At 64.4% G+C, this 22599-nt stretch carries 20 protein-coding genes; 5 read left to right on the forward strand and 15 right to left on the reverse strand.

The genetic code is table 11. From position 1 onward, the window contains the following. Positions 1 to 7: 7 nt before the first annotated feature. Complete coding sequence (gene fnr / locus IGS60_RS11570) at positions 8 to 766, forward strand: fumarate/nitrate reduction transcriptional regulator Fnr (RefSeq protein ID WP_070223259.1); 759 nt, start codon at positions 8 to 10, stop codon at positions 764 to 766. 126 nt (positions 767 to 892) lie between these two features. On the opposite strand, the gene IGS60_RS11575 is transcribed toward fnr, so the two are convergent. The 11 genes from IGS60_RS11575 to IGS60_RS11625 form a co-directional block, all read right to left on the reverse strand. Next, positions 893 to 1417, reverse strand: coding sequence for a FixH family protein (locus tag IGS60_RS11575; protein WP_070223257.1), 525 nt, complete (start codon positions 1415 to 1417; stop codon positions 893 to 895). A 146-nt stretch (positions 1418 to 1563) separates the two neighbouring features. Then, a complete protein-coding gene (ccoG, locus tag IGS60_RS11580) occupies positions 1564 to 2946 on the reverse strand; it encodes a cytochrome c oxidase accessory protein CcoG (RefSeq protein WP_121670761.1) in 1383 nt (460 codons plus the stop codon). Positions 2947 to 2950: 4 nt separating this feature from the next. Further along, positions 2951 to 3871 carry a cytochrome-c oxidase, cbb3-type subunit III gene (gene ccoP / locus IGS60_RS11585; protein ID WP_046681778.1) on the reverse strand — a complete coding sequence of 307 codons (921 nt, stop codon included), beginning with the start codon at positions 3869 to 3871 and terminating at the stop codon, positions 2951 to 2953. Further along, the gene (locus IGS60_RS11590; protein ID WP_070223255.1) at positions 3864 to 4064 is read right to left on the reverse strand and encodes a cbb3-type cytochrome c oxidase subunit 3; all 201 of its coding nucleotides are present in this window, start codon (positions 4062 to 4064) and stop codon (positions 3864 to 3866) included. Before IGS60_RS11590 ends, ccoP begins: the two co-directional genes overlap by 8 nt. A 1-nt stretch (position 4065) precedes the next feature. Further along, positions 4066 to 4680: a cytochrome-c oxidase, cbb3-type subunit II gene (ccoO, locus tag IGS60_RS11595; RefSeq protein WP_070223252.1), complete on the reverse strand. Its 615-nt coding sequence runs from the start codon at positions 4678 to 4680 to the stop codon at positions 4066 to 4068. Between the two features lie 15 nt (positions 4681 to 4695). Continuing rightward, positions 4696 to 6123 (reverse strand): cytochrome-c oxidase, cbb3-type subunit I, encoded by a 1428-nt coding sequence (gene ccoN, locus IGS60_RS11600; RefSeq protein ID WP_046681775.1) that lies wholly within the window; start codon positions 6121 to 6123, stop codon positions 4696 to 4698. 228 nt (positions 6124 to 6351) lie between these two features. Continuing rightward, complete coding sequence (gene ccoS, locus IGS60_RS11605; RefSeq protein WP_046681774.1) at positions 6352 to 6528, reverse strand: cbb3-type cytochrome oxidase assembly protein CcoS; 177 nt, start codon at positions 6526 to 6528, stop codon at positions 6352 to 6354. A 2-nt stretch (positions 6529 to 6530) separates the two neighbouring features. Next, positions 6531 to 8960 (reverse strand): heavy metal translocating P-type ATPase, encoded by a 2430-nt coding sequence (locus IGS60_RS11610; protein WP_230504432.1) that lies wholly within the window; start codon positions 8958 to 8960, stop codon positions 6531 to 6533. A 22-nt stretch (positions 8961 to 8982) separates the two neighbouring features. Next, positions 8983 to 9753 carry a sulfite exporter TauE/SafE family protein gene (locus tag IGS60_RS11615; protein ID WP_230504434.1) on the reverse strand — a complete coding sequence of 257 codons (771 nt, stop codon included), beginning with the start codon at positions 9751 to 9753 and terminating at the stop codon, positions 8983 to 8985. Between the two features lie 9 nt (positions 9754 to 9762). Continuing rightward, positions 9763 to 11211 carry an oxygen-independent coproporphyrinogen III oxidase gene (gene hemN / locus IGS60_RS11620; RefSeq protein ID WP_230504436.1) on the reverse strand — a complete coding sequence of 483 codons (1449 nt, stop codon included), beginning with the start codon at positions 11209 to 11211 and terminating at the stop codon, positions 9763 to 9765. A 25-nt stretch (positions 11212 to 11236) separates the two neighbouring features. Then, positions 11237 to 12895: a PAS domain-containing methyl-accepting chemotaxis protein gene (locus IGS60_RS11625; RefSeq protein ID WP_070223242.1), complete on the reverse strand. Its 1659-nt coding sequence runs from the start codon at positions 12893 to 12895 to the stop codon at positions 11237 to 11239. A gap of 261 nt (positions 12896 to 13156) precedes the next feature. Between IGS60_RS11625 and IGS60_RS11630 the strand changes: the two genes are divergently transcribed. Continuing rightward, positions 13157 to 14374, forward strand: a complete 1218-nt coding sequence (locus IGS60_RS11630; RefSeq protein ID WP_070288952.1) for a hypothetical protein — start codon at positions 13157 to 13159, stop codon at positions 14372 to 14374. 10 nt (positions 14375 to 14384) lie between these two features. Here IGS60_RS11630 and IGS60_RS11635 read toward each other — a convergent pair whose 3' ends face one another. From IGS60_RS11635 to IGS60_RS11645, 3 genes are all read right to left on the reverse strand, one after another. Continuing rightward, entirely contained in the window at positions 14385 to 16496 is a 2112-nt protein-coding gene (locus IGS60_RS11635; RefSeq protein ID WP_230504438.1) for an EAL domain-containing protein, read from the reverse strand. 42 nt (positions 16497 to 16538) lie between these two features. Beyond that, positions 16539 to 16970, reverse strand: a complete 432-nt coding sequence (gene yiaA, locus IGS60_RS11640; protein WP_230504440.1) for an inner membrane protein YiaA — start codon at positions 16968 to 16970, stop codon at positions 16539 to 16541. 84 nt (positions 16971 to 17054) lie between these two features. Then, a complete protein-coding gene (locus IGS60_RS11645; RefSeq protein WP_121670757.1) occupies positions 17055 to 18002 on the reverse strand; it encodes a DUF808 domain-containing protein in 948 nt (315 codons plus the stop codon). 181 nt (positions 18003 to 18183) lie between these two features. Between IGS60_RS11645 and IGS60_RS11650 the strand changes: the two genes are divergently transcribed. The 3 genes from IGS60_RS11650 to IGS60_RS11660 all read left to right on the forward strand — a co-directional run bounded on the left by IGS60_RS11650 (position 18184) and on the right by IGS60_RS11660 (position 21292). Continuing rightward, positions 18184 to 18825: a LysE family transporter gene (locus tag IGS60_RS11650; protein ID WP_070223237.1), complete on the forward strand. Its 642-nt coding sequence runs from the start codon at positions 18184 to 18186 to the stop codon at positions 18823 to 18825. Positions 18826 to 18928: 103 nt separating this feature from the next. Further along, complete coding sequence (locus IGS60_RS11655; RefSeq protein WP_230504442.1) at positions 18929 to 20680, forward strand: FecR family protein; 1752 nt, start codon at positions 18929 to 18931, stop codon at positions 20678 to 20680. 315 nt (positions 20681 to 20995) lie between these two features. Further along, a complete protein-coding gene (locus tag IGS60_RS11660) occupies positions 20996 to 21292 on the forward strand; it encodes a DUF493 family protein (protein ID WP_070223235.1) in 297 nt (98 codons plus the stop codon). On the opposite strand, the gene IGS60_RS11665 is transcribed toward IGS60_RS11660, so the two are convergent. Beyond that, on the reverse strand, positions 21285 to 22484 hold the full coding sequence (locus IGS60_RS11665; protein ID WP_230504444.1) for a multidrug effflux MFS transporter: 1200 nt from the start codon (positions 22482 to 22484) through the stop codon (positions 21285 to 21287). The two genes, IGS60_RS11660 and IGS60_RS11665, sit on opposite strands and share 8 nt — an antisense overlap. Positions 22485 to 22599 lie beyond the last annotated feature (115 nt).

Below are 22599 nucleotides of genomic sequence, written 5' to 3' on the forward strand. Positions count from 1 at the left end.
TACCGACATGACTGAAGCGCTACTCACTCCAACCTCGCCCACAGTGACCGTGGAAGCGTTGCGTGCGCGATGCTCGACCTGCAGCATGCATCAATTGTGTCTGCCGATGGGCCTCGACGTGGGCGACATGGACAGACTGGACCAGATCATTGGCCGCCGCCGCAAGATCGTGCGCGGCGCTTCGCTGTTCCGCATCGGCGACTCGTTCCAGAACCTGTATGCGATCCGTCTGGGCCACTTCAAGACCTACCAGATCAATCCGGGCGGCGAAGAGCAGGTGACGGGTTTCCAGATGGCGGGCGAACTGCTGGGCATGGACGCCATCAGCGCCGACCGCCACCACTGTAATGCGGTGGCGCTGGAAGACAGCGAAGTGTGTGAAATCCCGTTTTCCAGCCTGGAACAATTGCTGGGTAATATGCCGACCCTGCTGCGCCATTTCCACCGCATGATGAGCCAGGAAATCACGCGCGAGCAAAGTGTCATGCTGTTGCTGGGCAATATGCAGGCGACGCAGCGTTTTGCCGCCTTTATCGTCAACCTGGCGTCGCGCTATGAAGCGCGCGGCTATTCGGCCAGCAAATTTCAGTTGCGCATGTCGCGCGAGGAAATCGGCAACTACTTGGGCCTGACCATCGAAAGCGTCAGCCGTTTATTGTCGAAATTCAAGAAGGAAGGCTGGCTGCGCGTCTCCAACCGCGAGATCGAGATCTTGCAGCCGGCCAAGCTGAAAGCCATTACAGCCGGCACCGACGTCTGCAAGTAACAGCACCGTCAAAACCTACTGCGCGTCGTGCTTTGCGGCCTGCGATGCTCGCTGTGCTATAGCACAGCTGTGCTTCTCAGCCACAAATCACTGCCGCTCGCTACGGTTTTTTCCCGGCGCTGTACGTTATAACTCTTCATCCGCATGCAGCGCGATGCTGCGTTGCACGGGCCAGGTCCAGATGCCGGACAGGCGCCACTCGCGTTTGTCGTTTTCCACCAGCACTTGCCAGCGGCTGCGCTCGAGCATCGGCAGCGCCACGGAAAAATTGCCGGCCGCATCGGGCTGCACCAGCAGCTTGATATCCTTTTCCGGCAGGGTCGCATGCGCCAGGTGCAGCTGCAAAGGCCCCTGGTACGCCTTGCCGAAGCTGTGCACGGAGCCGCTCAGGCGCGCTGCAGCGACGTCATACGACAGGGTCGTGTCCATGGCCAGGTCGCTGGCGATCGTGTCGCGCTTCAAATCCTGGTTGATCGCCTTGCCCTGCTTGTAATAGTCGCCCACCACCAGCGCGTCGGGCTGCGTAAACGCGATATAGCCCATGAAGCTGCCGACGACCACGGACAGGCCGGGACCGATCATCAGCAGCCATGGCCAGCGATGCTTGTACCACGGGGCAACGGGAGGTTGCAGTTTCAGACTGTCGGACATTGTGTTCTCCTTGGGGGCGGACCCTTTGGGTCCGACTCCAGCTTTTGCTTCCGGGTTGAAAATCAAGTGACCCTAACGCATGATTGATGATACCCCTACGGCGAAATAACGGGGTCGGACCCGGAGGGGCCGACCCCAAATCAACATCACCGCGGCACGATGAACACCGCGCTTTCGCGCACATGCAGCGACGGGTCGTCCAGCGAGTGCAATTCGATCGCAATCTTGTTCGAGCCCTTCTCGCCGACGCCGTGCGGCACGCGCAGGCGGATCGGCCAGCCCAGCGTTTCCGTCGGCTGCAAGGTCACTTCGTCGCGCGTCAGCAAGGTCAGACCCGGCAAGCCGGAAGCGCTGATTTTGAAATGCTGGCTTTGCTCCGAGGTGTTCATGATCTGCAGACGATAGACGTTTTCGATCATGCCGTCTTCCACCTCGCGTCCCATCGAACCGCGGTCGCGGATCACGTCCATTTTCAGGGGCGTGCGCAGGGCCAGCGACGTACACACGGCGATGATGATCAGGGCCAGGATGGACGTGTAGATCAGCACGCGCGGGCGCATGGCGCGCTGGCGGATCTGCTTCGAATTGAAGTTGTTTTCCATCGCATGGTCGGTGCTGTAGCGTATCAGGCCACGCGGCCGCTCGACCTTGTCCATCACCGTATTGCAGGCATCGACGCAGGCGGCGCAGCCGATGCATTCATACTGCAGACCGTTGCGGATATCGATACCGGTCGGACACACCTGCACGCACAGGGTGCAATCGATGCAGTCGCCCAGCTTGTCGTTGTTGCCGGCCTTCTTGCTCATGGCGCCGCGTGGTTCGCCGCGCTTGGCATCGTAGGTGATGATCAGGGTGTCCTGGTCGAACATGGCGCTCTGGAAGCGCGCGTAGGGGCACATGTATTTGCACACCTGCTCGCGCAGCCAGCCCGCGTTGCCGTAGGTTGCCAGACTGTAGAACAAGACCCAGAACCATTCCCAGGGACCGAAATTGAGGGTGGTCACTTCGCGCGCCAGTTCCTTGATCGGCGTGAAGTAGCCGACAAAGGTAAAGCCCGTCCACAGGGCGATGGCGCCCCATACCAGGTGCTTGGCCGTCTTCTTGAACGCCTTGCGCACGGAGGGGCCCTGCTTGTCGAGGGCCATGCGCGCGCTGCGCGTGCCCTCGATGCGGCGTTCGACCCACAGGAAGATTTCCGTGTATACCGTTTGCGGGCAAGAAAACCCGCACCACACCCGCCCGGCAATGGCCGTGACGAGGAATAACAAATACGCACAGATGATCAGCAGGGCCGCCAGATAGATGAAATCCTGGGGCCACAGCACGACGCCGAAAATGTAGAACTTGCGCGTGGTCAAATCGAACAGCAGGGCTTGCCTGCCATTCCAGGTCAACCACGGCAAGCCGTAGAACGCGAGCTGGGTAAGCCATACGCATACCCATCGCCAGGTAGCGTAGCGTCCTTTGGCCTCGCGAGGGTAGATTTGCTCGCGGGCCGCATACATCTTGATGACTTGAGGTTCCATTACATCATTTCACGGGCGTCTGGGGATTCGACAGGCTCCAGACATACGCCGACAGCACGTGTACCTTGGATTCGCCGAGGAAGTCGCTGAAGGCCGGCATGGTGTTGTTGCGACCCTTGCGCACGGTTTCCATGATGGTATCGGCGCTGCCGCCGTACAGCCAGATCTTGTCCGTCAGGTTAGGCGCGCCGAGCATCTGGTTGCCCTTCGCATCGGCGCCGTGACAGGCCATGCAGGCGCCGAACTTGGCCTTGCCCAGCACGGACTTGACGGGGTCCGACGTGGAACCGGACAGACTCAGCACGTAATGGGCCACGTTCTCGACATCTTTTTCGGAACCGAGCGCGGCGCCCATCGGCGGCATCTGCCCATTGCGGCCGTGCATGATGGTGGTCTTGATGATGTCGGGATCACCGCCATACAGCCAGTCCTTGTCCGTCAGGTTGGGGAAGCCCTTGTTGCCGCGGGCATCCGAACCGTGGCATTGCGCGCAGTAGGTCAGGAACAGACGCTGGCCGATCGCTTGCGCCTGCGGATCGGCGGCCACCGTCTTCAAGTCCTGGCTCAGGTACTTGTTGAACAGGGGGCCGTAGTCGGCTTCCGCCTTCTTCAGCTCTTCCTCGTACTGGCCCGTCGATTTCCAGCCCAGGCTGCCGGCGTAGGTGCCCAGGCCCGGGTACAGGAACAGGTAGGCCAGCGCGAAGACGATGGTGATGTAGAACAGCCACATCCACCAGCGCGGCATCGGCGTATTGAGTTCCTTCAAGTCCTCGTCCCACACGTGGCCCGTGGTGCCGTCGGCGGGGGCGCCGGCGGCCACTTTCACTTTCGACTGCGAGTACAGCAGCACGCCGCAGCCGATGATGCCCAGCAGGGACAGCACGACGATGTAGATATTCCAGAAGCCATTGGTAAAGTCAGCCATGGTTGCGCTCCCCTTGTGCCGGCGCGGCATCGGCCGGATAGTCGAGCGCCTCGTCGGCGAACGGCAGGCGTGCCGCCGCGTCGAAGTCGCCATTGCTGCGGCTGAACGTCCACCACAGGATGCCCACGAATGTCATAAAGGAAACCACCGTCATGACGCTGCTGGCGCTGTCAAACAGGTTTTCGATTGCCATGCTAATTCCTTGTTTTGATTAATGTACCGAGGCCTTGCAGATAGGCGACCAGGGCGTCTTCTTCCGTCTTGTCCTGCAGCTGCGCGGGGCCGGCGGCGATCTCTTCGTCGCTGTACGGCTGGCCCAGGCGTTTCAGGGCGCGCATCTTCGGCATGATGTCGTCAGGCACCAGCTTGGTCTTCGCCAGCCATGGGTAGGCCGGCATGTTCGACTCGGGCACCACGTCGCGCGGGTTGTTCAAGTGCGTGCGGTGCCATTCGTCGCTGTAGCGGGCACCCACGCGGGCCAGGTCCGGCCCCGTGCGCTTGGAACCCCACTGGAACGGACGGTCGTAGACGAACTCGCCGGCGACCGAATAGTGGCCATAGCGTTCCGTTTCCGCGCGCAGCGGACGCACCATCTGCGAATGGCAGTTGTAGCAGCCTTCGCGCACGTAAATGTCGCGGCCCGCCAGGCGCAGCGGCGAATACGGCTTCAGTCCGGCGACGGGCTCCGTCGTGCTCTTCTGGAAGAACAGGGGGACGATCTCGACGGCGCCGCCGATGCTGATCACCACCGTGACCAGGGCGATCAGCAGCCAGGGGTTTTTCTCAATCCATGCATGTGAAAATTTCATTTGCTTTCGCTCCTATCAGGCGTGCGCCGCGTTCAGTTCCGGAATGCGGGCGACGGGGAGTTTGCTGCCGCGCAGAGTCATCCAGGTGTTGTAGCCCATGATGCACATACCCGACAGGTACAGCAGGCCGCCGGCCACGCGCACCACGTAGTACGGATACGTTGCTTTCACGCTCTCGACAAAGGTGTAGGTCAGGGTGCCGTCCGGATTGACCGCGCGCCACATCAGGCCCTGCATCACGCCGGCGATCCACATTGCGGCGATGTACAGCACGATGCCGATGGTGGCCACCCAGAAGTGCACGTCGACCAGGCGCGTGCTGTGCATCTGCGTGCGGCCCGCCAGGCGCGGCAGCAGGTAGTAGATCGAACCCATGGTGATGAAGCCCACCCAGCCCAGGGCGCCCGCATGCACGTGGGCAACGGTCCAGTCGGTGTAGTGCGACAGCGAGTTGATGGTCTTGATCGACATCATCGGACCTTCGAAGGTGGCGATGCCGTAGAACGACAGCGAGACGATCATGAATTTCAGGATCGGATCGGTGCGCAGCTTGTGCCAGGCGCCCGACAGGGTCATGATGCCGTTGATCATGCCGCCCCAGCTTGGTGCCAGCAGGACCAGCGAGAAGACCATGCCGATCGATTGCGTCCAGTCAGGCAATGCCGTGTAGTGCAGGTGATGCGGGCCCGCCCACATGTAGGTGAAGATCAGCGCCCAGAAGTGGACGATCGACAAACGGTACGAGTACACGGGGCGCTCGGCCTGTTTCGGGATGAAGTAGTAGACCATGCCCAGGTAGCCGGCGGTCAGGATGAAGCCCACCGCGTTATGGCCGTACCACCACTGGATCATGGCGTCCTGCACGCCCGCATACGCGGAATACGACTTGGTGAACGAGGCTGGCATGACGGCGCCATTGACCACGTGCAAAATCGTCACGGCCAGGATGTAGGCGCCGAAGAACCAGTTGGCCACGTAGATGTGCTTGACCTTGCGCTTGATCAGGGTGCCGAAGAAGACGATGGCGTAGGCGATCCAGACGACGGCGATGAGGATGGCGATAGGCCATTCCAGCTCGGCGTATTCCTTGCCGCGGGTCAGGCCCATGGGCAGGCTGACGACCGCGCACAGGATTACCGCTTGCCAACCCCAGAAGGTAAAGGCGGCCAGTTTGTCGGAAAACAGGCGCACCTGGCAGGTGCGTTGCACGACGTAGTACGAGGTGGCGAACAGGCCGCAGATGCCGAAGGCGAAAATCACCGCATTCGTGTGCAGCGGACGCAAGCGTCCGTATGTCAGCCATGGTATGTCGAGGTTCAGGGCAGGCCAGGCCAGCTGAGCGGCGATGATAACGCCAACCAGCATGCCGATGATGCCCCATACCACAGTAGCGACCGCGAATTGCTTCACGATCTTGTAGTTATAGTTCAGCGATTGATCCACAAAGACTCTCCCTGGAATTACTATTTATGATGGTGGCCAGAGAGTAAGTGTTTGACCGCGAAAAAACTTTGATGTGGATCAAAATTCCCCGGATGAAATAAGCGTAGCGAACTGGCATCGAAATAAAGTGATATTTCGATCAAAAAAGCCGTACAAGATCCCTGCAAAAAGGGCATGTGGAGCAGACGCGCCGGCCATGGCGTGCGGGACGCCGGCCGGGCGGTGAGGTCAGGGATGCGGTTCGCCGGGCGCCGGCTTGACCGTCGTATCGTCGTCCTGCAGCACGCGCAGGCCCGGTCCGACGAGGTCGTCGAACTGGCCGCTGTCCGAGGCCGTGAAATACACCCACAGGGCGATGAAGACGACCACGACGCTCAGGGGGATGAGGAGATACAGTGCTTCCATGTTCAGGCTTTCCGCAGGCGCAGGGCGTTGGCGATGACGACCGCCGAGCTGGCAGCCATGCCGACGCCGGACAGCCAGGGGTTTAAAAAGCCCAGCGCGGCGGCCGGGATGGCCGTCAGATTGTACAGCGTGGCCCAGCCCAGGTTCTCGCGGATGATGCGCATGCTGCGCGCGGCCGTCTTGGCCGTGTCGAGCACGGACACCAATTGGCTCGACAGCAGCACCGTGTCCGCATGCGCTTGCGCCAGCGCGGCGCCGGAGCCCATGGCGAAGGACACGTCGGCACCGCTCAGCACGGCGGCGTCGTTGATGCCGTCGCCCACCATCGCCACCACGGCGCCCGTCGCCTGCAATTGCTGCACGAAATCGAGCTTTTCATCGGGCAGGCATTCGCCGCAGGCCGTGGCGATGCCCAGCTCCGCCGCCACGCTTTGCGTCAGCGCTTCCTGGTCACCGCTCAGCAGCACGACTTGCTTGCCGTGCCGGTGGAAATACGCGACCACGTCGCGCGCTTCCGGGCGCAGCGCGTCGCTGAGCAGGAAACGCGTCAGCCAGCGCCCCTGCGTGCCCAGGTACAGCGGCGTCATGCCCTGCATGCCGACGGCCGTGTCACCCAGCGGCGGACCCGCGATGGCGGCGACAAAGGCCGCATTGCCCAGGCGGTAGCGCACGCCGTCGACGATGCCTTCGAGGCCCTGGCCCTGCACTTCCTGCAGGTTTTCCGCATGCGTGCGCGGTGTTTCTCCCGCTGCTGCCAGGATCGCCTGTGCCAGCGGATGGGCGCTGCCCGCCTCCAGCGCGGCGGCCACCTGCAGACAGTCGTCTTCCGTCATGCCGTCCAGGCCCTCGATCTGTTTCAGCACGGGCCGGCCCAGGGTCAATGTCCCCGTCTTGTCGAAGACGATGTGGGTGGCGCGGTGCAGGGTTTCCAGCACGTGCGGCTGGACGATCAGCACGCCGCGCCGCAGCAGGCTGTCGGTGGCGGCCGCCAGCGCCGTCGGCGTGGCGAGAGACAGCGCGCACGGGCACGACACGACCAGCACGGCGATGGCCACGGGCCACGCCTGCGACGGGTCGTGCCAGCTCCAGAAGGCGAACACGGCGACGGCAAACAGCAGCAGGCCCAGCACGAACCAGGCGGCGACCTTGTCGGCCCACTGCGCGATCTGCGGCTTGCCGCTGCCGGCCCGCTCGATCAGCTTCAACAGGTCGGACAAGGTGCTTTCGCGCGCCGGTTTCAGTACGCGCAAGATCAGTGCCGCGCTGGCGTTGATGGCCCCGCCCGGCACCCGCTCGCCCAGTTTGCGGCGCTGCGCCGCGCTCTCGCCCGTCAGCAGCGATAAATCGAGCGCGCTCGTGCCTTCGATGATGACGCTGTCGGCGGCGATCGCCTCGCCCGGCTTGACCAGGATGATGTCACCGACGGCCAGGCTGCCGGCCGGCACCAGGGTGGTGGCGCGGTTGTCGGGAAAGCCCGCCATCAGCGAGGCGGACGCGGGCAAGGCGTGCTGCAAGCGCTCGAGGGCCGAGGCGGCCTTGCGGCGCGCCTGCAGCTCGAAATAGCGGCTGCACAGCAGCAGGAAGATGAACATCGTGGCCGAGTCGTAATACACCTCGCCGCGGCCCGTAAACGTCGCCACCACGCTGCCGAAGAACGCTGCCAGGATGCCCAGCGCCACGGGCACGTCCATGCCCAGGGTGCGCGCGCGCAGGCTGGCCCAGGCGCCCTGGAAAAACGGCATGGCCGAATAGCAGATGGCGGGCAGGGTCAAGAGCAGGCTGGCCCAGCGCATCAGGCTGGCCATATTGTCGTCCAGCGTGCCGTCTTCGGCCGCCAGGTAGGCGGGTGCCACGTACATCATCACCTGCATCATCGACAGGCCGGCCACGAACAGCTGGCGGCCCAGCGTCTTGCTGGCTTTTTGCAGGCGTTCGCCATGGCGCACGGCGTCATACGGATAGGCCGTGTAACCGACTTGCCGCACGGCTTGCAGGATGTCGCCCGGCTCGCACTGCGCGCGGCTCCAGCGCACGTACAGGCGCTCCGTGGCGACGTTCAGGCTGGCCGCCTGCACGCCGGGCAGGCGCGTCAATTGACGTTCGATCAGCCAGACGCAGGCGGCGCAGCGGATGCCCTCGACGGACAGGGTCGCTTCGCAGCTGCTGGCGTCGCGCGCGAATTGCGCGTCGTCATTGCTGTACAAACGCAGTTCGGGCGGCACCATGGTGGCGTCAGCCGCGTTGACGGCGTATTCGTCGCGGTCGCGGTAGTAGGCGCTCTGGCCGATGTCGACGATGGTTTGCGCCACCGCTTCGCAGCCGGGGCAGCACATGGCGCGCGGCACGTCGTCGATGGTGACGAGCCAGTTGGAGCCGCTGGGCACGGGCAAGCCGCAATGGAAGCAGGCGGAGGGTTGTAAAACTGCATTCATAAGTTTGTTTTCATGCGTCTTTTCATGGATGGCCCGTGACGCACAGGGCGTCGAGCCAGCCCAGCGAGACGCCATTCGCGGCGCGCAGCAGGCCCAGCAAGCCAAAGCCCAGCACCAGCAAGCCGCTGGCGATGCGCACGGGGCGGCGCTGCATCTGTGCGCGCAGGCGCGTGCCCAGCAAGCCCATGCCCAGCAACGTGGGCAGGGTGCCCAGGCCGAAGGCGGCCATCGTGGCCGCGCCGCTCAGGGCCGAGCCTTGCATCATGGCCGTCAGCAGCGCGCTGTAGACCATGCCGCACGGCACCCAGCCCCACAGGCCGCCCACGGCCAGCGCTTTTAGAGGGGTATCCATGGGCATCAGCGGTTTCAGCAGGGGGCGCACGCGGCGCCAGACGACGTTGCCCGCCGCTTCCAGGCGGGCCAGGCCGCGCCAGGCATCCATCAGGTACAGGCCCAACGCCACCAGCATCAGGTTGGCCAGCCAGTAGCCGGCCACTTGCAGTGACGCCATGTGCAGCATGCCCGCGCCGGCAAGGCTGCCGGCCAGGGCGCCGGCCAGCATGTAGCTGCCTATGCGCCCGCCGTTGTAGGCCAGCACGCGCAGCACATTGGCCTGCACGGTTGTCTGCAATGCCGGGCGCGCCACGGCGATGGCGATCACCGGGCGCGCTGGCGCGGGAGCGGCACCGCCGCTGATCGACAGGGCGCCCACGATGCCGCCGCACATGCCGATGCAGTGCACGCTGCCGGCCAGGCCGACCAGGAACATGGGCACGAGGCTGAGGGCGTCCATCGGGCGGTGTTACACCGTTTTCGAGTAGCGCAGCGGCTGCACCGCGTCCGGCGCCGCGTTGGCGCGCGCCATGGTCAGGTAGCGGTCGAAAACCATGCAGATATTGCGGATCAGCAAGCGCCCTTTCGGCGTCACCGTCAGCCAGTCTTCCTCGATGACGAGCAAGCCGCCACGCGCCAGTTCGCGCAGCTTTTCCAGTTCCGTGGCGAAGTAGCTGCGGAATTTCACGGGGTGCGCCTGCTCGATGGTGGCGATCGACAATTCGAAATTGCACATCAGCATCTGGATGATGATACGGCGTAATAAATCGTCCGTATCGAGCTTGATGCCGCGCGCGATCGGCAGCACGCCTTCGTCGAGCTTTTCATAGTACGCGTCGAGCGTCTTTTCATTCTGGCTGTAGACGGCGCCGACGGAACTGATGGCCGACACGCCGCAGGCGATCAGGTCCGCTTCCGCGCGCGTGGAATAGCCCTGGAAATTGCGGTGCAAGCGGCCCTGGCGCTGCGCCACGGCCAGGTCGTCCGTCGGCTTGGCGAAATGGTCCATGCCGATGTAGACATAGCCGGCGGCGGTCAGGCGCGCGATGCACAGGCCCAGCATGGCCAGCTTGGTGGCGCTGTCGGGCATGTCGGCGTCGAGGATGCGGCGCTGCGGCTTGAACAGGTGCGGCATGTGCGCGTAGTGGTACAGGGCGATGCGGTCGGGGCTGGCGTTGATCACCTTGCGCAAGGTTTCCGTCATCGTGTCCAGGTTTTGCTTGGGCAGGCCGTAGATCAGGTCGATGCTGATCGAGCGGAAACCGGCGTCGCGCGCCGCTTGCATGATGGCCACCGTTTCCGCTTCCGGCTGGATGCGGTTGACGGCTTTTTGCACGTCCGCGTCGAAATCCTGCACGCCCAGGCTGATGCGATTAAAGCCTTGCGCGCGCAGGGAAAACACGCGCTCGCGCGACACGGTGCGCGGGTCGATCTCGATCGAATATTCGCCGTCTTCATCGGACGCGAACTCGAAATGCTGGCGCAGGTGCGCCATCAGTTCGTCCATCTGCTTTTCGCTCAGGTAGGTGGGCGTGCCGCCGCCGAAGTGCAATTGCTCGATCTGGTTCATGCCGGCAAACAGCTTGCCCTGCATGGCGATTTCCTGTTTCAGGTAGCTGAGGTAGGTGGCGGCCTTGCTGCGGTCTTTCGTGATGATCTTGTTGCAGGCGCAGTAGTAGCACAGGGTGTCGCAGAACGGCACGTGCACGTACAGCGACAGCGGACGTCGGCCGCCGCGCATGCGCAGGGCGGCCAGCGCTTCGAGGAAATTGCCGTAGCCAAAGTCGGCACTGAAACGGTCGGCGGTCGGATACGACGTGTAGCGGGGGCCGGACTGGCTCATCTTGCCGATGATGACCGGGTCGAATTCGACGACGGCGTCCAGGTCGGCGGAAGCACTGCTGAGGAGTGTAGGCATGATGTGTTTTGATGTCTTGAAAGGTTTAGGCGGCCAGGCGTTTCATGGCGGGTTTGCCGGCGTTCGCGGCGCCGCCCTTGCCGCCGGGCATGGCGACGCGGCGCGGTGGCGGCATCTTGCCGAAATTGAACAGGCTCACGGCTTGCGACAGGCTGGCTGCTTCTTCCGCCAGGCGCGTGGCGGCCGCGGCGGCTTCTTCCACCAGGGCCGCGTTCTGCTGCGTCACCTGATCCATGTGGGCGATGGCCTGGTTGACCTGGTCGACGCCGATGCTCTGCTCGCGCGAGGCGATGGAAATTTCCTGCATGATCGCCGTCACCTGCTTGACGGAGCTGACCACCTGCTCCATGGTGGCGCCCGCGCGGTTCACCTGCAGCATGCCGGCGCCCACCTTGCCGACGGAAATTTCGATCAGCTGCTTGATGTCCTTGGCCGCCACGGACGAGCGCTGCGCCAGGTTGCGCACTTCGCCCGCCACCACGGCAAAGCCCCTGCCCTGCTCGCCGGCGCGCGCCGCTTCCACGGCCGCGTTCAGGGCCAGGATGTTGGTCTGGAAGGCGATGCCTTCGATCAGGCCGATGATGTCGACGATCTTTTTCGACGAGGTGTTGATGTCGTCCATGGTGGTGATGACCTCGGAAACGATCTCGCCGCCCTGCACCGCCACTTTCGAGGCGGCCACGGCCAGTTCATTCGCCTGCACCGAGTTGTCCGCGTTCTGTTTCACCGTCGACGAGAATTCCTCGATGCTCGACGCCGTCTCTTCCAGGCTGGCCGCCTGCGATTCCGTACGGCCCGACAGGTCCATATTGCCGACGGCGATTTGCTTGGTGGCCACGGCCATGGTTTCCACGTTGATGCGCACGTCGCGGATGGTGGCGATCAGGTTGCTGTTCATCTGTTGCAGGGCGCGCAGCAGCTGGCCCATTTCATCCGTGCTGTCCGTTTCAAAACTGCCCGACAGGTCGCCGGCGGCAATGGCCCGCGCGCCGTTCAGGGCCTTGCCCAGCGGCTTGAGCACGGACATGCGCAAGGTGTACCAGAGGAAGACGTTGATCAGGAAACCGAACAGGGTAGCGCCGAAGATGGCGTAATTGGTGATCTTGCCGCCGCTGGCGAACAGGCTGATGATGCACACCAGCAGCTGCAGGCAGTTGACGATGGAGGTGGCGGCCCAGATGCGCAGGTTGAGCGACATGTGCGTCAGGTTGTGCAGCAGGTGCGCCAGGCCCGGGCGCACGATCTGGCCATGCTTGATGACGATGTTGCCGCCTTCCTTGTTGCGGATGGCCGCGTAGGCTTCCTCTGCCGCCTTGACCTGGTCCTTGTCGGCCTTCACGCGCACCGACATGTAGCCGATGGTCTTGCCCGCTTCGCGGATGGGCGTGACGTTGGCGCGCACCCAGTAAAAATCGCCGTTCTTGCAGCGGTTCTTGACCAGGCCCGTCCACGGCGTGCCCGCCTGGATCGACGCCCACAGGTCGGCAAACGCCTCGGCCGGCATGTCCGGGTGGCGCACGATGTTCTGGGGCGAACCGAGCAGCTCTGCCTCGCTGAAGCCGCTGACCTGGCTGAAGTACGGATTCACGTAGACGATATTGCCGTTCATATCCGTTTTCGACACGATGGCCTGGTCGTCCTGGACGAGGACTTCACGGTTAGTCACTGGCAAATTTTGTCGCATGGTCGCGGCTTCCTGGTCGGTTAAATGAGCAATTGGTAAGTAAGACTTGCACGATTGCAAGAATGGAGATCAGTGTAAGGAGTCGCCTGCGCAAATTTATTGATGTAGATCAAAATCCTCCAGATTGGCTCGGGTAATTTGCCGCAGCTCTCAAGCCAGTCCCATTTCGTCCCGGCAGCTTTTCGTTTATAGTGCCAAATTGGCTATTTCTTTTGCTAAGCTGCACTATTTTCCAGAGCAGCGGTCCTTTTCAGGAGACGCATGGGTTTATTCGATTTTTTCCGCAGCCCTCCCTCGCGCGATGCCTTTGCGCAGATCGTCCTGCGGCAGATCGGCCAGGATGGCCTGGCATCCGACAGCCGCTATGAACGGGAACAGTTTCGCATCGTGTCGGGCAGCGACGACGGGCATGTTTTCAATCTGGACAATGCCTACCGCGACTATTGCGCCGCGCCGCGCAAGCAGCGTGCACACGTCGTGCAGCACTACCTGAGCATCTATTCGGCTCCCGGCGTGCCATCCAGCTTTGCCGACGCCCGCGCCAGCCTGATGCCCGTACTGCGCAGCCGCCGGCAGGGCGACCATCTGCGCCTGCTGGCGCAGACCGAGCCGCAGCGTCCGGCATTTGCCACTGCCTGCCAGGACTTCAGCGAGGATGCGGTCGTCATGCTGGCCTACGATACGGAAGCGAATATGGCCACCATCGGCCAGGCTACGCTGGCGCAGTGGGGCGTGACGTTCGAACAGGCGCTGGCGGCGGCCATGGACAATTTGCGCGACCGCACGGCGCACAGTTTCGTCGCGTTGGGCAACGGCTTGCTGCTGGGCGACTGGAACGACGCCTATGATTCTTCGCGCCTGCTGCTGCCGGACTTGCTGTACCGCGCCTGCGAAGGCGGCGAACCGCTGGTGATGGTGCCCACGCGCGGTCGCTTCCTGCTGGCGTCGTCGCACCATGCGGCGGGACAGCTGGCCATGGTGGCCCTGGCCGACCAACTGGCGCGCGACGAGGGGCGGCAGGTCTCGACCGCCCTGTATGGCGTGCGGGATGGGAAAATCGTCGCCTGCGAACCGGCCGATGCGGCCGTCGCCACGGCGCTGCGGCGTTTCCAGACGATCGTGCGCGCCGATCTCTACAACCAGCAGAAGGAAGAGTGGGAGCAACTCAACACGAGCACGGGCGAAGATGTCTTCGTCGCCAGCTGCCTGCTGATCGAACGGCAGCCGGGCGAGCGCGTCGTTTCCGTGAGCAGCTGGGCCCGCGACGTGCATACCTTGCTGCCGCGCACCGATGTCGTGGCGCTCGAGGTGCGCGACGAGCATGGCGAGCGCAGCGGTAGCAAGCTGCTGGCGTGGGACGAGGCGCAAGCCATCGGCGGCGGCCTGATGGAGCAAATCGATTGCTACCCGGTGCGCTACCGCGTGCGCGCGTTTCCCGATGCGCAGTGCGTGGCGGCGGCGCCGGCCTGCGAGCTCTGAAGCCTGGCCGCTAATCCACGCCCGCCGTCAGCGGCCGCAAGCCGCCCACGGCGTAGCCTTGCGCATAGTCGATGCCCAGCTCGCGGATGACGGCCAGGGTGGCTTCGTCTTCCACGTATTCGGCCACCGTTTGCAGGCCCATCACGTGGCCCACTTCATTGATGGCCTTGACCATGGCGCGGTTGATGGCGTTGGTGGCGATGTCGCGCACGAAGACGCCGTCGATCTTCAGATAGTCGACGGGCAGGGCCTTCAGGTAGCCGAACGAGGAAAAGCCGCTGCCGAAGTCGTCGAGCGAGAAGCGGCAGCCCATGGCCTTGAGCTGGCGCATGAATACTTGCGCCTTGGGCAGGTTGGCGATGACGGCCGTTTCCGTGATTTCAAAACAGATTTGCTCGGGCGCAATCGCGAATTGCACGAACTGCTCGGTAATGTAGTCGTGCAAGCCCGTGTCGGCCAGCGACATGCCCGACAGGTTGACGGAATACAGGGCCGGTGCGCGGCGCCGGCTTTCGGCCAGCGCCTCGAGCGGCGGCAGGCTGTCGCGCACGCTTTCGATATGCGCGCAGACGGCGCGGATGACCCAGCGGTCGATGGGCAGCATCATGTCGTAGCGTTCGGCGGCGGGAATGAAGGCGCCGGGCAGTATCAGGTCGCCCTTGCTGTTGCGGATACGGATCAGCACTTCGTCGTGGTGTTCCTCGCGGTCGTGCAGGTGCACGATGGGCATGGCGTACAGGCGGAAATAATCGTGTGCGAACGCTTCGTTCAGACGCGAAATCCACAGCATTTCGCCGTGCCGCTGCGCCAGCATGACGTCCGATTCCTGGTAGACATGGATGCGGTTGCGGCCCTGCTCCTTGGCCAGGTAGCACGCCTGGTCGGCAGCGCTTAGCAGCTCGCTCATGGACTTGCTGTCCTGGTTGATTTCCACGATGCCGATGCTCACGCCCAGCTCGAAGCTGCGGTTATCCCAGGCGAAGCGGAAATCGCGGATGGACTGGCGCAGCTGTTCGCCGATCTGCCGCGCATGGTCGAGCGGGCAGTGGGGCAGCAGCACGCCCAGTTCGTCGCCGCCGAGGCGCGCCAGGATGTCGCTGTCGCGCATGCGCCCCTGCAGCATCTTGGCCAGCAGCTGCAGCAGCACGTCGCCGGCGCCGTGGCCGCAGGTGTCGTTGATGACCTTGAACTGGTCCAGATCCAGGTACAGCAGTGCATGCGTGTGGCCGTCCTGCTTGGCCGTGTGCAGGGCGCCGGCCACCAGATGTTCGAATTCGCGCCGGTTGATCAGGCCCGTCAGGGCGTCGTGCGTGGCTTGCCACGACAGCTGCTGGCTCAGCTTGCGTTCGTGGCTGACGTCGCGAAACACGACGACGGCACCGAGGATCTCGCCGTCGCGCGACCAGATGGGCGCGGCCGAGTCTTCCACGGCGATATGCCGCCCTTCGCGCGTGACCAGCTGCGCATGCGTGGAAATGCCGATGGCCTGGCGCTGGCGCAAGCACTTGATGGCCACGTGTTCGAGCGGCGCACCCGTGTGTTCATCGACGAGCTTGAGGGTTTCCCAGATGTCCAGGCCCTGCGCCAGCTCGTTGCTCCAGCCCGTCAATTGCTCGGCCACCCGGTTCAGGTAGCGCGTCTTGCCCTGAGGATCGGTGGTGATGACGCCATCGCCGATGGAGCTGAGCGTCACTTCGGCCAGTTCCTTGCTTTCGGCGATCAGAAGTTCGCGCTCCATGTGCTCGGTGATATCCCAGATAATGCCCAGGGTGCGTTCGGGATGCCCGTCGGCATCCATGAAAATTTGCGCCTTGGCCGCCAGCCAATGTTCGCTGCCGTCGGGCCAGACGACGCGGTATTGCAGGGCGTAGCCTTCGCGCCGGCGCACGCCGTCCTGCAGCACGGTCATGACCTTGTCGCGGTCGCTGGCGTGCACGCAGTCGAGAAAGGCGCGAAATGGCTGCGTCAGCGCGCGTTCTTCCAGGCCCAGCAAGGCAGCGCCCTTGGCTGACCAGCTGACCGTGCCGTCGATGACCTGGCCATCGACGATGCGCGAATCCCAGATGGCCATGTGCGCCGCCTCCAGTGCCATCTGCAAACGTTTCTGCTGGTCGCCCATCATCCCCTCCCGACATGGATACGGAGATAGACGGGGCGGTGGCGTTTAAGTTCCCGCCACGTCCTGCGGCGCGAGCGGCGTGGCGCGCGCCACGTCGCGCACGTTCTTTTGCACGGCCACAGCGGCGAAAAGGCTGAGTAAAAACGCCATGGCATAGAACCCTTTTTCGCTGTTTTGCAGGGTGGCGTTCCACAGGCCGACAGTCAATAACAGCAAGGCCAGCAGCACGGAAATCCAGCACAGGCCAAAGTAAATCCCCGTCACGGCGATGCCTTCGGCGCGGTCGCGCACGGATTTCTGCAGCGAGATGGCGGCGAACAGGCCGTACACGAGGATCGTGAAGTAATAGCCCTTCTCGTTGAGGGCCATGCTGGCGTTCCACAGGCCGGACAGGTAAGTGACGATGCCGATCAGCAATGCCGCCCAGGACGCGCCGATAAAGGCGCTGCTGGGGCGTGGGGCGGGGGAAGTCTGCATAAGGTCTCCATGGGCAGCGGGCGCCGCCGGCATGGCCGGGGCGGCAGGCACGGATGCGCCTGCCGCCTCATCAGACCAGAAAGTTTATTTGCTTGGCTTGATCATTCGCAACAAAGCGGACACGGCGGTGACGCCTGCCAGCACCAGGCCGCCGGCGATCAGGCCGGCCACCGCGTTGATCAGGCTGGGCGTGACGGCGGCCAGCACGGGGCCGATGCCGGCCACGCTGCCCACCGCTTCTTCCGCATGGTGCAGCATGGCGCTGGCCCACGGCCAGCCGTGCGTCAGGATGCCGCCGCCGACCATGAACATGGCCAGCGTGCCCACGACGGACAGGAATTTCATCAGTTTCGGCGCCGCCGACACGAGCATGCGGCCCAAGCCGCGCACGCCATCCATCAGCGCGCCTGCACCCTTGCGCGCGGACAAATAAAAGCCCGCGTCATCGAGCTTGACGATGCCGGCCACCAGGCCGTACACGCCCACCGTCATGATGATGGCAATGCCGACGACGACGGCCACCTGCTCGGCAAAGGTGGCCGCGGCCACGGTGCCCAGCGCGATGACGATGATTTCCGCCGACAAAATGAAGTCGGTGCGGATGGCGCCCTTGATCTTGTCCTTTTCCAGGGCGACGAGGTCGACCTGCGGGTCGCGCAGCGCCTGCGCCAGCTCGGCCTTGTGGCTGTCGTCCGGATGCAAATACTTGTGGGCAATCTTTTCGAAACCTTCGAAGCACAGGTAGGCGCCGCCCACCATCAGCAATGGCGTGATGGCCCACGGCGCAAACGCGCTGATGGCCAGCGCGGCGGGCACGAGGATGGCCTTGTTCTTCAGCGAACCGACGGCGACGGCCCAGACGACGGGCAGTTCGCGCTCGGCGCGCACGCCGGCCACTTGCTGCGCGTTCAGGGCCAGGTCGTCGCCGAGCACGCCGGCCGTCTTCTTGGCGGCCACCTTGGTCATCAGGGAAACGTCATCGAGGATGCTGGCGATGTCGTCGAGCAGGGCCAGCAGGCTGGAGCCGGCCATCTCAGCGCGCTCCCACGGTAGCGGCAGGAAATTGTGGAGCGAGGAAAGTGTTGTTTTTCATGATGTTATTCTTGGTTGTACGGCAAGGAAGTGTGTGACTGCGATCTTACCTCAGGGCGGGCCGGCAAGGCCGCACCGACCGGGTTAAAATTGCTCATCGTCACCATTTTTTGGACACCGCATGCACTTCGCCACCTGGATCACCTTTGTCATCGCCGCTTCCATCATCGCCGTCTCGCCCGGCTCGGGCGCCGTGCTGTCGATGTCGCACGGCCTGTCGTACGGGGTGAAAAAGGCCAGCGCGACGATTCTGGGCTTGCAGCTGGGACTGCTGGTGGTGCTGGGCATCGCCGGCGCCGGCGTCGGTTCCCTGCTGCTGGCCTCGGAAGTGGCGTTCAATATCGTCAAGACGGTGGGCGCCCTGTACCTGATCTATTTGGGCCTGTCGCAATGGCGCGCCAAGGTGGCCGTCACGGGCGACCTGCATGCCGACGCCGTGGTGCCTTCCATGGGCCGGCGCGTGCTGACGGGCTTTCTGACCAACGTGACGAATCCGAAAGGCATCATTTTCATGGTGGCGGTGTTGCCGCAATTTATCAGCCCGGCAGCGCCGCTGCTGCCGCAGCTGCTGATCCTGGCCGTCACCATGTGCACGATCGACCAGATCGTCATGCACAGCTACGCCTTCCTGGCTTCCTCGATGCAGCGCTTTTTCCGCGATGCGCGCGCCGTGAAAAAGCAGAACCGCTTCTTTGGCGGCTTGCTGATGGCCGTCGGCGCGGCCCTGTTCTTCGTCAAGCGGGGCAGCCAGGCGGCATCCTGAACGAAGTCAATATGCAAACATTTGTAAGCCCGCTTGCGAGGTCCGTCGAATGCGGATGTAATCGGTGGCAATCATCCCTGTAAGTCCTGCCTGGAGCGCTGCCATGCGTCCGACCCTGACTCTCCCCTTCCTGCGCACCGTGTGCGCCGTGCTGCTGTCGTCGGCGTGCACCTTCGCCCTGGCGCAGGACCCGCCCGCCCGCGTGGGCCGCATTTCCACCGTCGAAGGGCAAGTGCTGGTGCGCGCCGGCGATGGCGAGGCGCAAAACGCCCTCTTGAACTGGCCCGTCACGACGGATAACCGCTTGAGCACCCTGCGCGGTGCGCTGGCCGAATTTCGCGTGGGCGCGGCCGCCGTGCGCCTCGATGGCGATTCCGAGCTGGAAGTGAGCGACCTCGATGACGACAGTTTCAAATTGCACCTCAGCTATGGCACGGTCAGCGTGCGCGTGCGCAACCCGGACGCGCTGCGCGGCTTCGAGCTGACCACGGCCCAGGCCCGCGTGGTCCTGACCCAGCCGGGCTGGGTGCGCATCGAGGCGGGACGCCAGCCCGGCACCAGCGTCGTCAGCGTGCTCGACGGCGCGGCCGACGTGGATGGCGCGACGGGCAGCGTGACCTTGCGTGCCGGCAAGCGCGCCGAGTTGACGGACGAAGAATTGCGCACGGGCGCCGTGCAGCGCGTGGCGTTCGACCACTGGCCCGAAGCCTTGCCCGCCGCCGCGCCGGCCTTGCGCTATGTCACGGACGATACCACCGGCTATGAAGAGCTGGACCGCTACGGCGCCTGGCAGGAAGACGCGCAATACGGGCCCCTGTGGCTGCCGAGCAGCGTGCCGGCCGGCTGGGCACCGTACAGCGACGGGCGCTGGACGTGGATCGCGCCGTGGGGCTGGACCTGGGTCGACAATGCGCCGTGGGGCTATGCGCCCTCGCACTACGGCCGCTGGGTGCTGCTGGGCCACCGCTGGGGCTGGGCGCCGGGCCGCGAGCGCGTGCGCGCGCCGTGGGCGCCGGCCCTGGTGGGCTGGGTCGGCGGCAACCACTGGCAGCAGCACGGCCAGCGGCCGGGGCCCGGTATCGGCTGGTTCCCCCTGTCGCCGCACGACCACTACGTGCCCGGCTACCGCGCCAGCGCGGACTATGAACGCCGCATCAACCGCGTGGCCGAGGGCCGCCGTTTCGTGGCGGGCGAACGCGAACGGCGCGAAGGCATGACGATGCTGCCGGGCGAACGTTTTGGCGGCGCGCGCACGGTCGACGTGCCGCGCCGCAACCGCACCACCATGCCGCCGCCCGTCATGCAAAGCTTGCCGTTGAGCACCGCGCCTGCACCGGCCGGCAACTGGCAGCGTCCCGTTGAGGCGCCGCGCGGCGACCGGGAGCCCCGGCGCGACTGGGGCAGCCGCCCTGGCCGCCTGCAGACGGACGACGGCCAGACGCACCTGGCGCCGCATCCCATGCAGCCGAACCGCCCGCCCGTGCCGGCCCAGCCGCAGCAGCCACCCATGCCGGCGCAGCCCGTGATGCCGGCGATGCCGGTCTTGCCACCGGTGCATGACCATGTGGCCCGTCCCGGCTGGCGTGGTGAGGAGCGGCCCCGCGCCGACTGGCCCCGCGCCGAGCGTGGCCCCCGCCGCGAGGTGCTGCAGACGGCGCCGCCGCCCTCCCTGCCTGCGCCGCCGCCCGTGGCACAGCCGCGCCCTGCGCCGCCGATGCCAGCCCCTGCCGCCCGTCCGGCTCAGGAGGCGCGCAGCGCCGAGCGTCCCAATCCGCCGCGTGAACGCAACAATGAGCGCAACAACGAGCGCGGCGGTCCCGGCCGCAATGGCCGGATGCAGGAAGCGGAGCGCTGACGGCCGTGCCGTCTGTCGCGCCGTATCGACGTTCAAGCCGCGAAATGCGCAGTTCGTCACATACCGGAGGTAAAGCTGCCGTGGTTTGGCTACAGTACGGCCACTGCTTATCCTCCAAGTGACAGCATCGACTTTTCCGGCTATTTTGTCCAAACGAAATAGTTTTCGCCAGCTTACCCAGCTGGCTTTTTTTTTCCGCGCCCCTGGGGCCATGGCGGCCGGCGCAGGCGCTGCAAAAGTTGGCTACAATACGCCTTTATGCAGCCGCCGCGCGATAAGCGCTGCCTGTTCTGACCGGCACTGATTGGATTTCCCATGCAAACCACCCCACCGACCGAAGTGACGATTCCTCCCAGCGAATCGCTGATCGAATACCCGAGCGATTTTCCCATCAAGATCATGGGTCCGACGCATGTCGATTTCGCGCCGACCATGCTCGAGCTGGTCATCAGCCACGATCCGACCTTCCATGTGGGCCGCATGGAAGAGCGTCCATCGGGCAAGGGCAATTACACGGGCCTGACCGTGACCGTGCGCGCCATCAGCCGCGAGCAGCTCGACGCCCTGTACATGGCGCTGTCGGGCCACCCGATGGTCAAGATCGTCATGTAAGGCTGGCTGCCGCCACGCTGGCCCGGCTCTTCGTGAGCAGCCAGACGCCGGCAAAGGCGCCGCTGGCCGCCGCCGTCACCCACAGCAGCGGTTTTTCGCTGCCGTCCGTGATGGCGGCGATGACGGCGCCGCAGGCGGCCGTGATGGCCATCTGCACGAAGAAGAACAGGCCCGAGGCGCTGCCCGCCTGGGCGCCATACGGCTGCAGCACGGCCAGCTGGCAGGCGGGAATCGCCATGCCTACCGACACCATCACCAGCAGCATGGGCGCCACCAGCGACGCCACGTGCTGCGGCGCCAACGTACCCGCCAGCAACAGGCTGGCCGCCCCCGCCACATTCAGCAGCACCGCCACGCCCAGCATGTGATCGGCGCCCAGGCGCGGTCCCAGCGCCCGGAACAGGCTCGACCCCGCGATATAGCCGCTCACCGTCAGCCCGAACACCAGCGCATACGCGCCGGGCGACAGGTGCATGCCCCTTTGCAACAGCACGGACGATTCCGCAATGAAGGGGAAATACGTGCAATACACGCAGCCGATGGCCAGCGCATAGCGCAGGAAATATCTGTCGCCCAGCAGGCGGTAGTACAGCGCCAGGGTATTGCCCTGTGGTACGACGCTGGCCGGCTTGGTTTCCGGCACCCAGGCGGCGATCAGCCACAGCGACAGCGCACCCAGCAGGCACAGCACGCCAAACACGGCGCGCCAGCCGAACGCCGCGTCGAGCACGCTGCCGGCCAGCGGCGCCAGGATCGGTGACAAGCCCATCGCCATCGATATTCTGCCCAGCATGCGCGCCTGCGTGGCGGGATCGAAGCGGTCGCGCACCATGACCCGGCCGATGATGGTGCCGCTGCAGCCGCCGAACGCCTGCAGCACGCGCGCGGCGATCAGCACGTGCACATCGCTGGTGAAGGTGCAGACGATGCTGGCGAGCACAAAAATGCCCGTGCCGGCCAGCAGCACGGGTCGGCGTCCGTAGCGGTCGGCCAGCGGCCCGCAGGCGAGCATCGAGGCGGCGGAGCCGGCCATGAACAGGCTCAGGGTCAGTTGTAACTGGGCATCGCTGGCATGCAGGGCATCGGCCATGGCCGGCAGCGAAGGGAGATAGATGTCGATGCTGATGCGCGACAGGCAGACCAGCAGCAGCACGATGCCGCCCCAGGCCCATAAAGCGATGTGTTTCTGCATTGTTTTATACGATCCTTGCAAACGTGCGCCCCGCTGGCGCACCGGAACGGTGAGAGTAGGTTGGTTGTGGTGTAATGCGAAGTGCCACTCATCAGAAAACTCATTGGACCACTTG

It is taken from the genome of Janthinobacterium sp. FW305-128, assembly GCF_020858135.1.
Taxonomy (GTDB): domain Bacteria; phylum Pseudomonadota; class Gammaproteobacteria; order Burkholderiales; family Burkholderiaceae_D; genus Janthinobacterium.

What these genes read in the sequence shown, in the direction of transcription:
- IGS60_RS11630 (WP_070288952.1), top strand. Translation starts at nt 13,157, where the DNA reads ATGGGTTTATTCGATTTTTTCCGCAGCCCTCCCTCGCGCGATGCCTTT.
- IGS60_RS11645 (WP_121670757.1), bottom strand. Translation starts at nt 18,002, where the DNA reads ATGGCCGGCTCCAGCCTGCTGGCCCTGCTCGACGACATCGCCAGCATC.
- fnr (WP_070223259.1), top strand. Translation starts at nt 8, where the DNA reads ATGACTGAAGCGCTACTCACTCCAACCTCGCCCACAGTGACCGTGGAA.
- IGS60_RS11615 (WP_230504434.1), bottom strand. Translation starts at nt 9,753, where the DNA reads ATGGACGCCCTCAGCCTCGTGCCCATGTTCCTGGTCGGCCTGGCCGGC.
- IGS60_RS11635 (WP_230504438.1), bottom strand. Translation starts at nt 16,496, where the DNA reads ATGATGGGCGACCAGCAGAAACGTTTGCAGATGGCACTGGAGGCGGCG.
- IGS60_RS11625 (WP_070223242.1), bottom strand. Translation starts at nt 12,895, where the DNA reads ATGCGACAAAATTTGCCAGTGACTAACCGTGAAGTCCTCGTCCAGGAC.
- ccoO (WP_070223252.1), bottom strand. Translation starts at nt 4,680, where the DNA reads ATGAAATTTTCACATGCATGGATTGAGAAAAACCCCTGGCTGCTGATC.
- IGS60_RS11655 (WP_230504442.1), top strand. Translation starts at nt 18,929, where the DNA reads ATGCGTCCGACCCTGACTCTCCCCTTCCTGCGCACCGTGTGCGCCGTG.
- ccoS (WP_046681774.1), bottom strand. Translation starts at nt 6,528, where the DNA reads ATGGAAGCACTGTATCTCCTCATCCCCCTGAGCGTCGTGGTCGTCTTC.
- IGS60_RS11665 (WP_230504444.1), bottom strand. Translation starts at nt 22,484, where the DNA reads ATGCAGAAACACATCGCTTTATGGGCCTGGGGCGGCATCGTGCTGCTG.
- IGS60_RS11660 (WP_070223235.1), top strand. Translation starts at nt 20,996, where the DNA reads ATGCAAACCACCCCACCGACCGAAGTGACGATTCCTCCCAGCGAATCG.
- ccoP (WP_046681778.1), bottom strand. Translation starts at nt 3,871, where the DNA reads ATGGCTGACTTTACCAATGGCTTCTGGAATATCTACATCGTCGTGCTG.
- IGS60_RS11610 (WP_230504432.1), bottom strand. Translation starts at nt 8,960, where the DNA reads ATGAATGCAGTTTTACAACCCTCCGCCTGCTTCCATTGCGGCTTGCCC.
- IGS60_RS11650 (WP_070223237.1), top strand. Translation starts at nt 18,184, where the DNA reads ATGCACTTCGCCACCTGGATCACCTTTGTCATCGCCGCTTCCATCATC.
- IGS60_RS11575 (WP_070223257.1), bottom strand. Translation starts at nt 1,417, where the DNA reads ATGTCCGACAGTCTGAAACTGCAACCTCCCGTTGCCCCGTGGTACAAG.
- hemN (WP_230504436.1), bottom strand. Translation starts at nt 11,211, where the DNA reads ATGCCTACACTCCTCAGCAGTGCTTCCGCCGACCTGGACGCCGTCGTC.
- yiaA (WP_230504440.1), bottom strand. Translation starts at nt 16,970, where the DNA reads ATGCAGACTTCCCCCGCCCCACGCCCCAGCAGCGCCTTTATCGGCGCG.
- ccoG (WP_121670761.1), bottom strand. Translation starts at nt 2,946, where the DNA reads ATGGAACCTCAAGTCATCAAGATGTATGCGGCCCGCGAGCAAATCTAC.
- IGS60_RS11590 (WP_070223255.1), bottom strand. Translation starts at nt 4,064, where the DNA reads ATGGCAATCGAAAACCTGTTTGACAGCGCCAGCAGCGTCATGACGGTG.